This window comes from Clostridium phoceensis (genome assembly GCF_001244495.1).
Taxonomy (GTDB): Bacteria; Bacillota; Clostridia; order Oscillospirales; family Oscillospiraceae; genus Lawsonibacter; species Lawsonibacter asaccharolyticus.
On the sequence record NZ_LN866274.1, the window covers coordinates 1,002,941 to 1,017,553 of the forward strand.

Annotated in this window: 12 protein-coding genes; 7 read left to right on the plus strand and 5 right to left on the minus strand. The window is 59.4% G+C overall.

Annotated features, from left to right (window positions below; all coding sequences use genetic code 11):
* Window positions 1-86: 86 nt before the first annotated feature.
* The 3 genes from BN1969_RS05660 to BN1969_RS05670 form a co-directional block, all read right to left on the minus strand.
* Window positions 87-1,100, minus strand: coding sequence for an alpha-hydroxy-acid oxidizing protein (locus BN1969_RS05660; protein ID WP_050623412.1), 1,014 nt, complete (start codon window positions 1,098-1,100; stop codon window positions 87-89).
* Window positions 1,101-1,215: 115 nt separating this feature from the next.
* Complete coding sequence (malQ, locus tag BN1969_RS05665; protein WP_050623413.1) at window positions 1,216-2,649, minus strand: 4-alpha-glucanotransferase; 1,434 nt, start codon at window positions 2,647-2,649, stop codon at window positions 1,216-1,218.
* Between the two features lie 139 nt (window positions 2,650-2,788).
* Window positions 2,789-5,221 carry an ATP-dependent Clp protease ATP-binding subunit gene (locus BN1969_RS05670; protein ID WP_050623414.1) on the minus strand — a complete coding sequence of 811 codons (2,433 nt, stop codon included), beginning with the start codon at window positions 5,219-5,221 and terminating at the stop codon, window positions 2,789-2,791.
* A 115-nt stretch (window positions 5,222-5,336) separates the two neighbouring features.
* Between BN1969_RS05670 and BN1969_RS05675 the strand changes: the two genes are divergently transcribed.
* From BN1969_RS05675 to BN1969_RS05695, 5 genes are all read left to right on the plus strand, one after another.
* Window positions 5,337-5,507: a 4Fe-4S ferredoxin gene (locus BN1969_RS05675; protein WP_050625401.1), complete on the plus strand. Its 171-nt coding sequence runs from the start codon at window positions 5,337-5,339 to the stop codon at window positions 5,505-5,507.
* A gap of 248 nt (window positions 5,508-5,755) precedes the next feature.
* Window positions 5,756-6,196: an ACT domain-containing protein gene (locus BN1969_RS05680; protein ID WP_077138704.1), complete on the plus strand. Its 441-nt coding sequence runs from the start codon at window positions 5,756-5,758 to the stop codon at window positions 6,194-6,196.
* A gap of 49 nt (window positions 6,197-6,245) precedes the next feature.
* A complete protein-coding gene (locus tag BN1969_RS05685) occupies window positions 6,246-7,457 on the plus strand; it encodes a homoserine dehydrogenase (protein WP_050623415.1) in 1,212 nt (403 codons plus the stop codon).
* 77 nt (window positions 7,458-7,534) lie between these two features.
* On the plus strand, window positions 7,535-8,761 hold the full coding sequence (locus BN1969_RS05690; RefSeq protein WP_050623416.1) for an aspartate kinase: 1,227 nt from the start codon (window positions 7,535-7,537) through the stop codon (window positions 8,759-8,761).
* Between the two features lie 289 nt (window positions 8,762-9,050).
* Window positions 9,051-9,854: a hypothetical protein gene (locus BN1969_RS05695; RefSeq protein ID WP_050623417.1), complete on the plus strand. Its 804-nt coding sequence runs from the start codon at window positions 9,051-9,053 to the stop codon at window positions 9,852-9,854.
* A gap of 309 nt (window positions 9,855-10,163) precedes the next feature.
* Here BN1969_RS05695 and BN1969_RS05700 read toward each other — a convergent pair whose 3' ends face one another.
* Window positions 10,164-10,985: a MerR family transcriptional regulator gene (locus BN1969_RS05700; RefSeq protein WP_050623418.1), complete on the minus strand. Its 822-nt coding sequence runs from the start codon at window positions 10,983-10,985 to the stop codon at window positions 10,164-10,166.
* An 85-nt stretch (window positions 10,986-11,070) separates the two neighbouring features.
* On the opposite strand from BN1969_RS05700, the gene BN1969_RS05705 reads away from it, so the two are divergent.
* A complete protein-coding gene (locus BN1969_RS05705; RefSeq protein ID WP_050623419.1) occupies window positions 11,071-12,402 on the plus strand; it encodes an MATE family efflux transporter in 1,332 nt (443 codons plus the stop codon).
* 15 nt (window positions 12,403-12,417) lie between these two features.
* On the plus strand, window positions 12,418-12,840 hold the full coding sequence (locus BN1969_RS05710) for an MFS transporter (protein WP_050623420.1): 423 nt from the start codon (window positions 12,418-12,420) through the stop codon (window positions 12,838-12,840).
* 402 nt (window positions 12,841-13,242) lie between these two features.
* Here BN1969_RS05710 and BN1969_RS05715 read toward each other — a convergent pair whose 3' ends face one another.
* On the minus strand, window positions 13,243-14,577 hold the full coding sequence (locus tag BN1969_RS05715; RefSeq protein WP_050623421.1) for an MATE family efflux transporter: 1,335 nt from the start codon (window positions 14,575-14,577) through the stop codon (window positions 13,243-13,245).
* Window positions 14,578-14,613 lie beyond the last annotated feature (36 nt).

The following is a 14,613-nucleotide window of genomic DNA, read 5'->3' on the forward strand; positions in this document are numbered from 1 at the left end:
CCGCGGGCCCGTTTTTCGTTCTGCAAACAGAGCGGCTCCCATATGCCGAAGACACGTGGGAGCCGCTTGTTATCTCTATATTTTACTTAGAAAAGGATCTCTCTGGTGATCTCTTTCAGACTGTGGACCCCGCACATAGCCATGGTGTCCTCCAGCTCCCCCTTCAGCTTCTGGGTCAGCAGGGCCACGCCCTCTGCTCCTCCGCCGTACACCGCTGTGACATAGGGGCGGGCCAGCAGAACGGCGTCAGCACCCAGCGCCAGTGCCTTACACACGTCCACGCCGCTGCGGATGCCGCCGTCCACCAGGATGACCATCTGGTCCCTCACCGCGTCGGCAATGGCGGGAAGGGCTTCGGCCGTGGCGGGGACACCGTCCAGCACCCGGCCCCCATGGTTGGATACCACGATGCCCGCCGCGCCGGCCTCCAGAGCCTTGCGGGCCCCCTTCACGGTCATAACGCCTTTGATCAGGAAGGGGACTTCGGCGTACTCCACGATCTCCCGCAGCTCCGCCACCGTCTTGCTGCCCGCCGGGGGCTGGAGCCCCTTCAGGAAGGGGAGGCCGGCGGCGTCGATGTCCATGGCGATGACCTGGGCGCCGGCCGCCTTGGCCTCGTCCAGCTTGGGGAAGAGTGTGTTGCGGTCCCAGGGCTTTACGGTAGGAATGCCCTTCCCGCCGGAGGCACCGATGGCCCTGGCTGCGGCGGTGAAGACTGCGGGGTCGGTCCCGTCGCCGGTGAAGGCGGCGATGCCGGCCTGGGCACACGCCGGGACCAGGATGCTGTTGTAGGCCTGGTCGTCATATTTTTCGCCGTAGTGCAGCTTGGTGGCGCCCACCGGGCCGGCAAAGACGGGCAGATCGTACTGCTGCCCGAAGAAGGTGTAACGGGTGTCCACAGGCTTGTTTTCGCAGATGGTGTCCAGATCCAGCCGGATGCTCTGCCACGCCTCATAATTCCGGACGGCGACGGTGCCGGTGCCCTTTGCTCCCGGGCCGGGCATGGAGCTGCCGCAGGCCCGGCCATTGCATACCGGGCAGGCTTTGCAGTAAGGGCCGCTGCATCCCCTGGCGGCCTGCAAGACTTCAGAATAGGTCATGGATCTTCCTCCTCACGTTTTCTCTCGTTATTGTATCGGCTGGGAGGCGGCACGTCAAGAAGAATAGGACAGCCCGCCGAGCCCTCCAAGGGGCACGGCGGGCTGCTCTGCTGTTTCAGCGGCGGTAGGTGCGGGTGATCTCACGCAGCTTACCGGAGACGTAGGGGTTGAAGGCCTCCTGACGGACCCGCCAGCTCCAATTCTGGCTGCCCATAGTGCCGGGGGTGTTCATCCGAGCGTCGCTGCCCAGCCCCAGTACATCCTGGAGGGGGGCGATAGCCAGGCGGCTGGGAGCGGCCCAGGCGCCGGAGATCACGCCCCAGCCCAGCCCCTCGTCCTGCCGGAGCCGGAGATAGCGGCTGGCGAACAGGCGGGAGTCGGGGTCGGTCTCTCTCAGCCACTGGAGGAAGGTCGGGGTGTCATGGGTGCCAGTATAGATGACGGAGTCCCGCTGGCAGTTGTGGGGGAGGTAGGCGCTCTCCCCCACGGGGTCGAAGGCGAACACCATCACCTTCATGCCGGGGATGCCGCAGGTACGGACGAACTGCAGGGCTTCGGGCCCCAGGTCCCCCAGGTCCTCCGCAATGAGCTCCAGCTGGGGGGCGGATTTTTGCAGGGCATGGAGGAGCTCCATCCCCGGTCCATCCTCCCAATGGCCCTCCCGGGCATTCTCCGCGCCAGTGGGGACGGACCAGTAGCTGTGGAAAGCCCGGAAGTGGTCGATGCGCACGGCGTCATAGATGGCGGCGCACCACTGGATGCGCCGCTTCCAGAAGTCAAAGACCCCCTGCTTGTTTCCCTTCCAGTCATAGAGGGGGTTGCCCCACAGCTGGCCCTGGTCAGAAAATGCGTCGGGGGGAACGCCGGCCGAGGCGGCCAGATGGCCCTTCCCATCCAGCTGAAAGAGCTCGGGCTGGCGCCACATCTGAACGCTGTCTGGGGAGAGGTAGAAGGGGATGTCACCCATGATGCGGATGCAGCGCCGGCTGGCATATTTCTTCAGAGCCATCCACTGGCGGTAGAAGGTCTCCTGGAGGAAACGGTGAAAATCAATCTCCTCCGGCTCCGGCGGAGGGGCGTCCTCAGGCCACTGCCAGAAAGGGGCTTGATACCGGTCGTGGAGGGCGGCGAAGGTGCAGTAATCCTCCAGCCAGGGCAGGTCTGGGGCGTCAGACTGGAGGTGGGCGGTTTGGGAGCGTTCCCAGGCCTTCCGCAGCAGGGGGATACGGGTCTGGGCCAGATGGTCGTAATCCACCCGGTCCGGGTCGGGCCAGCGGGCCCCGTCCAGCTCCTGGGGGGTGAGGAGCCCCTCGGCCGCCAGTTCATCCAGGTCGATGAGATAGGGGTTGCCGGCAAAAGCGGAGGGGGACATATAGGGGGAGGAGCCGTCCCCCGGTGGGACAAGGGGCAGGATCTGCCAGTAGTGCTGCCCGGCCTCGGCGAGAAAATCCACGAACCGCCGGGAGGGTCCGCCCAGGGAGCCGATGCCGTAGGGGCCGGGCAGAGAGGACACGGCCAGCAGGATGCCGCTGGAACGATGATCTTCCATGAAACGATGCCTCCTAAACGGGAATATGTCAAGCCCCGCTGGTGACCAGCGGGGCCGTGCATGTGCTGAGGGGTCGCCTTATGGGCATTATACCACAAAAGAAAAGGAAAGGAAAGAGAAAATTGTGCAATATTTCCGTTCATTTCGGGGAAACTGGGCGAACTGTGACCTTGCCTTGGGAGACGGAGACCTGGAGCGTGTCTCCGGGTACCAGGGCACCCCGCAGCACCAGGTCTGCGGCGGGGTCCTCCACCAGAGAGGAGACCGCGCGGCGCAGAGGGCGGGCGCCGTACTCCCGGTCCCCGCCGCTGCGGGCCAGCAGTTCCACCGCACCCTCCTCCGCAGACAGAGAGACGCCCAGCTCCGCCAGGCGAGCCCCCGCCTGGTCCAGCAGCTGCCGGGTGATGGAGACCAAGGAAGTGTGGTCCAGTGGGTGGAAGACAAGGGCGGCGTCCAGACGGTTGAGGAACTCCGGGGGAAAGGACTTCCGTGCGTCGGCCAGCACCTCCCGCTCCAGGGCGGTCCGGTCCCCCTCAGGGCCGGGGGAGAAGCCCAGGCCGGGTCCCCGCACGAAGCGTTGGGAACCCAGGTTGGAGGTCATGACCAGCACGGTGTTGCGGAAATCCGTTTTGCGGCCCCGGCTGTCGGTAAGCACCCCCTCCTCCATCACCTGGAGCAGGATGGACCAGATATCCCGATGGGCCTTCTCCAGCTCGTCCAGCAGCACCACGGACCAGGGGGAGCGGCGCACCGCCTCGGTGAGCTGTCCGCCGTCCTCATGGCCCACATAGCCCGGGGGGGAGCCGATGAGGCGGGAGACGGAGTGGGGTTCCATATACTCCGACATGTCGAAGCGGATCAGGGCGTCCTGACTGCCGAAGAGGACAGCGGCCAGGGCCCGGCACAGCTGGGTCTTGCCCACGCCGCTGGGACCCAGGAGGAGGAAGCAGCCGGTGGGCCGGCGGCCGTCTTTTAGTCCCAGCCGTCCCCGTCGGATGGCTCGGGCCACCTGTTCCACTGCGGCATCTTGGCCCAGCAGCTGCCCGCGCAGATGGTCCTCCAGCTCCAAAAGGGCCCGGCGGTCCCCATCGTCCAGATCGGTGACCGGCACCCCGGTCCATTGGGAGAGGACCTCCCGGATGTGGCAGGGCTCCACCGAGCGCCGCTCCTGGCTGGCCTGCCAGGCCCGGCGGGAGTGATTCAGCTCCTCCCGAAAATCCTCCTCCGCGTCCCGGAGCATGGCTGCCTGCTCGAAGTCCTGGGCCCGGATGGCCTCCCGCAGCTGGCGGCCGGTCTGGACGGCCCGGAGCTCCAGGGCTTGGAGCTCCGGGGGGAGGGAGCGCCCGGCCAGCCGGGCCCGGCTGGCCGCCTCGTCCACCAGGTCGATGGCCTTGTCCGGGAGAAAGCGCTGGGGCAGATAGCGGCAGGACAGGTCCACCGCCGCCTCCAGGGCCTCATCGGAGATGGAGAGGTGGTGGTGCCCCTCGTATCGGCCCCGAAGGCCCTGGAGGATGGCCAGGGCCTGGTCACGGGTGGGCTCCCGGACTGTGACGGGCTGGAAGCGGCGCTCCAGGGCGGCGTCCTTCTCGATATAGCGCTGATACTCGTCCAGTGTGGTGGCCCCCAGCACCTGGAGCTCCCCACGGGACAGAGCGGGCTTCAGGATGTTGGCGGCGTCGATGGCCCCCTCCGCGCTCCCCGCCCCCACGATGGTGTGCAGCTCATCGATGAAGAGGATGATGTTGCCTGCCCGGCGGACCTCCTCCAGCACGTGTTTGAGCTTCTCCTCGAACTCCCCACGGTACTTGGTGCCCGCCACCATGGCGCATAGGTCCAGAGCGCACACACGCCTGCCCAGCAGGTGGGAGGGGGCGGTGCCATCAGCGATGGCCAGGGCCAGCCCCTCCACAATGGCAGTCTTTCCCACGCCTGGTTCCCCGATGAGGGCGGGGTTGTTCTTGGTCCGCCGGGACAGGATCTGGATCACCCGGGTCAGTTCCTCCTCCCGGCCGATCACCGGGTCCAGCTGTCCGTCGGCAGCCATCCGGGTCAAGTCCCGGGCGCACTGGTCCAGCAGGCGGGTATCGGTGCTGCGCTCCGGTTCCCGGGGTCGGACGGAGCGGGTGGGGAGTTCCTCGCCCCCCAGAAAGGCTGCCAGTCCCTGGGAGAGCTGGTCCAGATCCGCCCCCTGCTCCGCCATAAGGCGGCAGGCGGCGCACTCACGGTCCTGGAGCAGACCCAGCAGCAGGTGCTCCGCGCTGACAGCGTTCTGCCCCAGGCGGCGGGAGGCGGCCGCTGCCTGCTGGATGGCCAGGCAGCACTTGGGGGTCAGGCCCTGGTGGAGGGACCGAGCGGGCACGCCGGTGCCCACCAGCTGGGAGATGGCGGAGCGCAGGGAGCGGCTGTCCACCCCGCTGCTCTGAAGGGACCGGGCGGCGGCGCTGTACTCCTGGCTGGCCAGACCCAGCAGCAGGTGCTCGCTGCCCACATAGCTGTGCCCCAGTCGGGCGGCGTTCTCCTGGGCCAGCCGCAGGGCGCCCAGGGCGGTGGAGGTAAAGCGGCATTCTGGCATACATATCACCTCTGGATAGGTTTTCCTCTCAGTATTTCCAATTTCAAAAAAATTATCATTGCATTTTTCAAAACTTGTGATAAAATGAGACTAGATTTTTATGGAGGTGTTTCCCATGGCTTACAAGATTAGCGATGCCTGCATCAGCTGCGGCTCCTGCGCCGACGGCTGCCCTGTGGGTGCGATTTCTCAGGGCGATTCCCAGTATGTCATCAGCGAGGATGCCTGCATCGACTGCGGCGCTTGCTCTGACACCTGCCCTGTGGGTGCCATTTCCCAGGGCTGATTGGCAACAAAAAAACAGCGCCGGCGTGTGCGGCGCTGTTTTTTTATGCTCAAAAGGGCCTGAAAAGCAGGAGACTGTGTAATATGACGGATATTTTCGGTGGGATGGGAAGAAAATCTCTATTTTTCGTCAAAGATTTCATTGAAGCGGTCCGCCGGGTGTGTTACAATGGACCACAACACAAGAACAAATGCCCTTGCAACACGGACACGGGGCGGGGATGACGCATAGTCTGGAGGGAGACGCAGTTGAGCGGAGGGGCGAAGTACTTTATCGTGGAGGCAGAGGCCATGCCGGAGATCATTCGGAAAGTGGCGGAGGCCAAGCGCCTGTTAGAGACCGGGGAGAAGACCACGGTGAACGGCGCGGCCCGGGAGGTGGGCATCAGCCGGAGCGCGTTCTATAAGTATAAGGACGCGGTGCATCCCTTTCAGGATATGCTCCACGGCAGGATCGTCACGCTCCAGACCGTACTGCGGGATGAGCCCGGCGTGCTCTCCGGCGTGTTGAACGTGTTCGCCGGTACAGGCATCAATATTCTGACCATCAATCAGAACATCCCGGTCAACGGCTGTGCGGTGGTGACCATCACGGCGGAGACCTCCGCCCTGCGGCGCTCCCTGGAGGAGCTGCTGGCCGCCGCGGGGGGCAGCCCCGGCGTGCTGCGCTGTGAGATCCTGGCCGGATAACGGGCCGTGTTTTTAGATTATCGTGGAAGAGATTCATGAGGTGAACGGAATGGTAAATGTTGCGATCTTAGGCTTTGGCACTGTAGGCTCCGGCGTGGCAGAGGTGCTCACCACCAACGGCGGGCTGATCGACCAGCGGGTGGAGAATCTGGTGCGGCTGAAATATATCCTGGATGTGCGGGATTTCCCGGACAGCCCGTACCGGGACTGCTTCGTCAAGGACTTTGGGGTCATCGAGAGCGACCCCGAGGTGGACATCGTAGTGGAGACTATCGGCGGCGCCACGGTGGCGCTGGACTTTACCACCCGGGCGCTGAAAGCGGGCAAGAGCGTGGTCTCCTCCAATAAGGAGCTGGTGGCCACCCACGGCTATGAGCTGCTCCAGCTGGCCCGGGAGCACGGGGTCAGCTATCTGTTCGAGGCCAGCGTGGGCGGGGGCATCCCTATCCTGCGGCCCCTGACCTCCTGCTTGGCAGCCAACGAGCTCAGCCAGGTCACCGGCATCCTCAACGGCACCACCAACTATATCCTTACCCGGATGATCAAGGCGGGCCTCACCTTCGAGCAGGCGCTGAAGGAGGCACAGGAGAACGGTTACGCGGAGCGGGACCCCTCCGCCGACGTAGACGGACACGACGCCTGCCGGAAGATCTGCATCCTGGCAGCCCTGGCCTTCGGGCAGCACGTCTACCCTGACCAGGTGCCCACCCAGGGCATCCGGGGCGTCACCCTGGCCGATGTGGCCTATGCCGACTCCTGCGGCTATAAGATCAAGCTGCTGGGCCGGGCCATCCGGGAGAGGGAGGGAAAGCTCTGCGCCTTTGTGGCCCCCCATCTGGTGCCCGCCTCCAACCCCCTGTCCGGGGTGGAGGACGTGTTCAACGCCATTTCCGTCACCGGAAACGCCATCGGTGACGTGATGTTTTATGGCCGGGGGGCGGGCAAGCTGCCCACGGCTTCCGCCGTGGTGGCCGATGTCATCGACATCGCCAAGGATCTGAAGACTGCCCGGTGTGCGGTCTGGGGACCCGGGTCCCGGGACCTGGTGGTCAGTTCCGACATCCTCAGCTCCCGCTGGTATGTCCGGGGGACGGCCTCCATGGACAAAGTCCGGGCCGCCTTCGGGGAGATCAGCCCCCTGGCAAGGGGAGGTGCGCCTGCCGGGGAGACCGCTTTCCTGACCGCACCCATGACGGAGCCCCAGGTCCGGGCCAGGCTGGAGGGGATGGAGCTCCACTCCCTTATCCGGGTGCTGGAGTGAGGAACGCCGCCGGCATAGAATGGTGTGCAGAGTCCTGCGCGCTGATCGAGAATTGACCTTTAGGGGGAAACAGATATATGGCATTGATCGTACAAAAATTCGGCGGCAGCTCCGTCGCCGACACGGCCCGCATCCGGAATGTGGCCCGGATCATCACGGAGACATATCGCAAAGGAAACAACGTGGTGGTGGTCCTGTCCGCCCAGGGGGACACCACCGATGACCTGATTGCCAAGGCGGAAGAGATCAACCCCGGAGCCTCCCGCCGGGAGATGGACATGCTGCTGGCCACTGGAGAACAGATCTCCATCTCCCTGTGCGCCATGGCCATCGAAGCTCTGGGGTATCCTGTGATCTCTCTCACTGGCTGGCAGGCGGGGATGCTCACCAACTCCGCTTACGGCAGTGCCCGGATCAAGCGCATCCGCACCGACCGCATACAGACTGAGCTGGACGCCCGGAAGATCGTCCTGGTGGCCGGCTTCCAGGGCATCAATAAGTATGATGACATCACTACCCTGGGACGGGGCGGCTCCGACACCTCGGCGGTGGCTCTGGCCGCCTCCCTCCATGCAGATCTGTGTCAGATCTACACCGATGTGGACGGCGTGTACACCGCCGATCCCCGCTCGGTCACCGGAGCGAGAAAGCTGGAAGAGATCACCTACGACGAGATGCTGGAACTGGCCAGCCTGGGGGCGCAGGTGCTGCACAACCGCTCGGTGGAAATGGCCAAGCGATACAACGTCAATCTGGAGGTTCTCTCCAGCTTCACCGGGAATCCGGGTACGAAAGTTAAGGAGGTCGTAAAAAACATGGAAAAATCCCACGTCAGCGGTGTGGCGAAAGATAAAAATGTGGCCCGGCTGGCCTTGGTGGGCCTGGCCGACGAGCCCGGGATCGCCTTTAAGATCTTCTCTCTCTTGGCAAAGAACCGGATCAACGTAGACATCATCCTCCAGTCCATTGGACGGGACAGCAGCAAGGATATCAGCTTCACCGTGGCCCGGGGCGACACTGAACGGGCCAAGGCGCTGCTGGAAGAGCACAGGGAGGCCATCGGCTTCCGGGAGATCGAAGTGAATGAGCAGGTGGCCAAGGTCTCCATCGTGGGGGCCGGGATGGTAAACAACCCCGGTGTGGCCGCCAGGATGTTTGAGGCCCTCTACGGTGCCAGCGTGAACATCAACATGATCTCCACCAGCGAGATCAAGGTCTCTGTCCTGGTGAATGAGCGGGACGCAGACCGGGCGGTCCAGGCCATCCACGACCGCTTCTTCAACGAATTTGGAGGCAACGCCTGAACAGGCGTCAAAGCGATGCAGCCCCCCCTCATGGCCCGGTCCCGGGCCGCGAGGGGGTGCCCTGTTTTCAGGTTTTCGCCCGTTTTTGCCGGAAAAATCCTTTTTTAGCTTGCAATATTTGTGCCGGTCTGGTAAAATAATAACTCGACTGGATATTCTTTTCCCATCCAGTCTGTTTTATCCCCCCGCCGGGAGGCAGACGGAACGGGATCCGGGCTGACTGAAAACGAGAATCTCAGGGTTGCCGCCCAAGGGCGCCCCTGCTGCAAGTAAGGAGAGAATCATCGCAATGGACAAGAATCAGAGAGAAGAGCGGCGCCGTCAGGAGGATATCGCACTGAACCGGGGCTTGCTCTGGGTCGGGGCGGCCATCCTGATGGAGCTGCTTTTGATGCTGGTCAATAAATACTATATCAACTACTACTCCACGGTGGAGTCCATCAATATGGTCTACGCCTTTGACGCGGGCCTGAAGGCGGTGCGCATCGTGGCGCTGATAGCCCTGGCGGCCTCCGCAGTGTGGTGCTTCCTGCGCTTCTCCCGGGAGGGGCGCACCGGCACCATGCCCCTGGTCCTGGTGGCCGCTTTCAGCGCGGTGACGGCCATCGCCCATATCACGATCTGTTTTAAGGACGCCGGCGTCCGCATGCTGTTCCTGCTGGTGCCTGCCTGGGCCGCCCTGGCGCTGGTGTACTACCTGTATCAGCGGGAGTTCTTTTACTCCGCCTTCTATACCGGTCTGGGCACCATGCTCCTGTGGATGCTGCGCCACAAGGACAGCACAGTGGACCCCTCCTCCTCCCGGCTGACTACGTACGTGTTCCTGGCCATCGTGGCCATCCTGATGGTGCTGGGGCTGGTGATGCTGCTCCAGGCCAGGAAGAACGGCGGCGTGTGGAGCCTGGCGGGCCGTGAGGTCCGTGTCCTTCCCGCAGAGGCTGGATACTCCCTGATCTTCCTGACCCTGGCCGTCAATGTGGTGGCGGTAGCCGCCGCCGCAGTGATGGGTGGAAATGTGGGCTACTATCTGATTTATGTGCTGGTGGCCTGGCTCTTCGCTCTGCTGGTGTATTACACTGTCAAAATGATGTAAGAGCGGCCTGAGGAAAAGTAAGGCTGCGGTGTGCTTTGACGCCTCCGTAGAAAAGTGTCAGGAGACGCCTATACTGTGCGGCCAGCAAGTGAAATGTGGAAATTTAAAGAGGGACTATCGGTGAAAAGCCGATAGTCCCTCTTTTTGTGCTGCACTGGGCACAGATAGAGCCGGAATACAAGAAATGCCGGCTGTCAAAGGAGGCTTCTCCTGGCAGACGACGTTTCATTGTCCTTTTGGAAGATATTTCTTTTGTCAATGCTCATGTGCGGTAGAGCAGCACATAAGGATTTGACAGACAGCCTCCCACTATTCCGGCTTAATGGGAATTTCAATTTGAGTGATATAATCGTCTATACTATCAATAACCAACTCATTGATCCCCGTTTCATAAGCATAGCCACACAGAGTTGTCCCTTGCTTTTTTGCATAGGCAAGGATTTCTTTGTATCTTTCGGGAAGATTTTCCCAATTTCCCTTACAAAAAGCCCTTAGGTATGTTCCGGCAGGCTGCAGATGCAGTCCTCTTTTGGAAACAGGAAAAGGCATTTCAATATATATGGCACTATACTCGCTGAATTTTCCTTGATATAAATGCTCCACTGGAAGCATGGCACCATAGGAAGCGTCATGCAGACGGCGAAGTTGGTGTTTTTTTGTTTCGGCAATGACCCGTTCAATTTCTTGTTCAAATGATAAGTTTTCAGCCATATCAACAGCCACCAAATAGCGGCTCTGCTTTTCCACAAGGCTGATTTCTGCAATATCCAAAGAGCGCAGCATATCCATATCCTGCTGCTGGTTGATCAGAATTTTTTGGATAGATCTCAAATGGGAAATGGTTTGATTTAATTCTGTGATTTTTTCTTGCAAAAGAGAAGCGAAGTTATCAATGGTACGGTTTTCCATAAATTGTTTGATTTCATCAAGAGATACATTTAACTCCCGCAGCATTAAAATTGTTTCCAGTGCCGCACTCTGCTGGTAGCTGTAATACCGATAGCCGTTTTCCTTAATACAGGCAGGTTTCAGCAGACCGATCTCATCATACCACATCAAAGTTTTTTTGTTGATTTCATGGAGCGCCGCAAACTGCCCTATGGTAAACAGTGCAGCTTTTTCTTTCAGCATTTTTGAAGATCCCCCTTGACTGTACTGTTACTGTACGGTTTATTATATAAAATGTTCAGAGAAAAAACAAGGAGGATCTTTATTTATGCTGAGCGAGAACGCATACAGCCGCCCGGTAACATTGAAAAATGTTTTGAGATTTGCTGTCCCGACTATCGTTATGACGGTATTCATGTCCTTTTATACCATGGTGGACGGTCTGTTTGTATCCAATCTGATTGGTACAGATGCACTGTCCGCAGTCAATTTGACCGCCCCGATTATTTCACTGGTAACTGCCATCTCTACCATGCTTGCTACGGGTGGAAGCGCTGTCATTATGAGAAAGGTAGGAGAGCAAAAAGCAACGGAAGCAAATGAGGACTTCACATTTCTAATTGTTGTGAATGTGATCGTAGGGCTTGTCATGTCCGTTTTAGGTTATCTTGTCATGGACGGCATCTTTGGAAGCATGAACCTTTCGCCGGTTGTATTTGATCACTGCCACGATTATTTGAGCCGCTATTTGATTTTCACAATCCCTATCCTGCTGATGAATAACTTTACCCTTTATATGATCGCCGCCGGGAAGTCAGATCTTTCTATGGTCTGCTCCATTACAGGCGGCGTGTTGAATATGGTCCTTGACTATGTTTTGATCGCTGTACTTGATATGGGGATTGCGGGGGCGGCGATTGCCACCGGCTTGGGGTATTCTGTTACGGCGGTAGTGGGAATTGTGCTGTTTTCCAAGAAAAACAGCCTGCTTCATTTTGTAAAGCCGGTATGCCGGAGAAAAACTTTGTGGGAAGCTGCCACAAATGGCAGTTCGGAAATGGCGACCGCCTTAGTGACAGGTATCGTTACTATGATGTTTAACTGGACAATGCTGAAATATGTAGGGGAAAACGGCGTAGCAGCCATTACCATCATTATGTATGTGCTGATGTTCGCCACTTCTCTCTATACCGGCTATTCCTACGGAGTCGCGCCTATGATCAGTTTTTACTATGGCGAACAAAATCATGGAAAATTAAAAAAGCTGATACGTATGAGCTTGAAGATCATCAGCGTGATCGCTGCTGTGACCCTCATCGCTTCGCTGGTCGTTACAGAGCCGCTTGTCTCGGTGTTCGCCCGCCCAGATAACCCAGTATATGATTTGGCGGTTACAGGAAACCGTATCTGTTCCTTTGCCCTTATCTTTATCGGCTTTAATGTTTTTGCCAGCGGAATGTTTACGGCGTTATCCAACGGGCTGATCTCAGCGGTGCTTGCTTTTTCACGCTCCTTTGTATTCATGGTGATCGCTATGCTGATACTTCCCGCACTTTTCGGCGTAACAGGTGTGTGGTTTGCGACACCCGCTGCGGAGTTTGCGGCGATCTGCCTATCTCTTATTATGTTTGGCAGATACCAAAAGAAATATGGATATTAACAGGAACGATCATTTATGATGTGGATTTTTGGAATTGTCTTGATTTCAGGCATGAAAGCGCTTTTATGCAAGGGATTTTCGTTAGGAGGGTTTCTGCTGCTGTTTTGGATCAAAGGCAGACAGCTCCGATTTAACTCTGACGAGTGGGATAGCTTTTTCATTTCACTTCCGGAAAGAAAGCTGCAAAAGTATGTTATCTGTATCTATCTGGTGGCTGCTATGTTCTCTTCGTTTATCAGTTATTTCATTCTTGAGTTGACTGGATACCGGAATAGCATTGGAATAGCGATATTGATCTTTGCAGTTGGGGTACTGATCACAGCCTGCAAATGGCATACAAAAGAAAGGGACTATCTGCTCAGACGGTATCGAGAAATACCAGACACGATCCTTGAAAGACAGAAGCAAGAAGCGGAGGAAATAGAAAAAAGTGAGTGAACTGATTACTGAAGGGAATATCAGAAAGCAGACTGTTCTTGAAGCGCATAGCAGCTAAGGTGTTATGCGGGCGTCGGCTCGATCAGCATATTTGAAAGAATATTTGCTTGCCTTGGTTGCAATAGGAATGAGTTTGTCTGGTATTTCCCAGGAGCTTAAACTCAAAAGAGCCCAGTAAACAGCGGACCTGCCTGAGCCAGTCAGCACGGCAAGTGAATGGGGCTGCGCTCACCGCTGACAGCCCCGTCTGCCCTCGCCGCCTGCCAGGTGTGAGATCCAACTGGCCGATCTGTATCCTGCCCCGTGGATAAAATGGACAAAGACTCTTAGACCATCACTTATCTGTTCCATTTTTAATATGTGACATGTTAACGGGGAAATTGAGATTGCAGAGAGCGCCGTTCAGAGGAGCTGTTTTTGAATTGTGCGGCGGTAGAGGAGTGCGGCGGCAAAGCAGGAGATCAGCTCCGAGAGGGGAAAGGCGGCCCAGACCAGGGCCGGCTTCAGGGCCAGCAGAAGGGCAGCGGCGGGGAGCAGGAGCAGGATCTGGCGCAGCAGGGCCACCAGAAGAGACCAGCGGCTGCGGCCCAGGGATTGAAAGGCGGAGCAGAAGATAATGCTGGTCCCGGAGAAGAAAAAGGAGAGGGCGATGATCCGCAGAGCGGGGGCCCCCATGGCCAGGGCCTCGGGGCTCGCCCGGAAGGCGGAGCGGAGCAGGGGGGAGGCCAGCAGGGAGAGCAGCAGGGCCCCGGACAGGGAGAGGACGGCGGTGAACTGCTGGCCAAAACGGACAGAGGCTGACACGCGCCGGAGTGCCCCGGACCCGTAGTTATAGCTCAAAATAGGGATCAGGCCGCTGCTGATGCCGAATATGGGCATGAAGATAAAGGTCTGGAGCTTGAAGTAGGCGCCCAGTACAAAGACCGCGGACTGGGACCACCGGGTCAGCAGCTGGTTCAGCCCCAGGGACATGAAGCTGTTCAGCGACTGCATCACCACGGCGGGGGCGGAGACGCGGCCCATCTCAGCCAGCATTTCCCCCCGGGGGCGGAAGCCCCGCAGGCGGATGGGGAGCTGGTGCCGGAGGCGGTACACCAGCCAGAAGCCGATCAACGCGCCGGAGATCTGACCGATGACCGTGGCTGCCGCGGCCCCCGCAACTCCAAGGTCCAGGACGAAGATGAAGATAGGGTCCAGGATCAGGTTGAGGATGGCACCCGAGCCCTGCACGATCATGAAGCCGGCGGGGCGGCCCATGGCCTGAAGGATGCGCTCCGTCAAAAACTGCATGCAGGTGCCGATGGACAGTCCGCAGCAGATCAGCAGGTACTGGGCCCCCTGCCGGGCGACGGAGGGGTCCTCTGTGGAGAGGCGCAGGAAGGGGGAGGCCCCTGTCAGGGCGAAAAGAAGGAAGAGGAGCCAGCAGAGTCCGTAAAGGAAAAACCCGTGACAGACCGCAGAAGCAGCCTGTTCCTGGTCTCCCTCCCCCAGCCGGCGGGAGAAAATGGCGCTGAAGCCCACCCCGATGCCAGAGCAGAAGGCCACCAGCAGCATCTGGATGGGGTAGGCGTAAGAGAGGGCCAGAAAGGCCTCGTCGCTGTACTGGGCCACATAGACGCTGTCCACCAGATTGTAGACGGCGCTGATGAGCATGGACAGCATGATGGGCAGGGACATAGTCACCACCAAACGGGGCACCGGCATGGCGCCCAGCATACCGTCATTGGACTGCCGCACAGAGCTCTCACCTCCTGTTTTACCGATATGGGGCGG

Excerpts from the sequence above, each read along its gene's own strand:
- BN1969_RS05660 (WP_050623412.1), bottom strand. The coding sequence starts at position 1,100 with ATGACCTATTCTGAAGTCTTGCAGGCCGCCAGGGGATGCAGCGGCCCT.
- malQ (WP_050623413.1), bottom strand. The coding sequence starts at position 2,649 with ATGGAAGATCATCGTTCCAGCGGCATCCTGCTGGCCGTGTCCTCTCTG.
- BN1969_RS05670 (WP_050623414.1), bottom strand. The coding sequence starts at position 5,221 with ATGCCAGAATGCCGCTTTACCTCCACCGCCCTGGGCGCCCTGCGGCTG.
- BN1969_RS05675 (WP_050625401.1), top strand. The coding sequence starts at position 5,337 with ATGGCTTACAAGATTAGCGATGCCTGCATCAGCTGCGGCTCCTGCGCC.
- BN1969_RS05685 (WP_050623415.1), top strand. The coding sequence starts at position 6,246 with ATGGTAAATGTTGCGATCTTAGGCTTTGGCACTGTAGGCTCCGGCGTG.
- BN1969_RS05690 (WP_050623416.1), top strand. The coding sequence starts at position 7,535 with ATGGCATTGATCGTACAAAAATTCGGCGGCAGCTCCGTCGCCGACACG.
- BN1969_RS05695 (WP_050623417.1), top strand. The coding sequence starts at position 9,051 with ATGGACAAGAATCAGAGAGAAGAGCGGCGCCGTCAGGAGGATATCGCA.
- BN1969_RS05700 (WP_050623418.1), bottom strand. The coding sequence starts at position 10,985 with ATGCTGAAAGAAAAAGCTGCACTGTTTACCATAGGGCAGTTTGCGGCG.
- BN1969_RS05705 (WP_050623419.1), top strand. The coding sequence starts at position 11,071 with ATGCTGAGCGAGAACGCATACAGCCGCCCGGTAACATTGAAAAATGTT.
- BN1969_RS05710 (WP_050623420.1), top strand. The coding sequence starts at position 12,418 with ATGATGTGGATTTTTGGAATTGTCTTGATTTCAGGCATGAAAGCGCTT.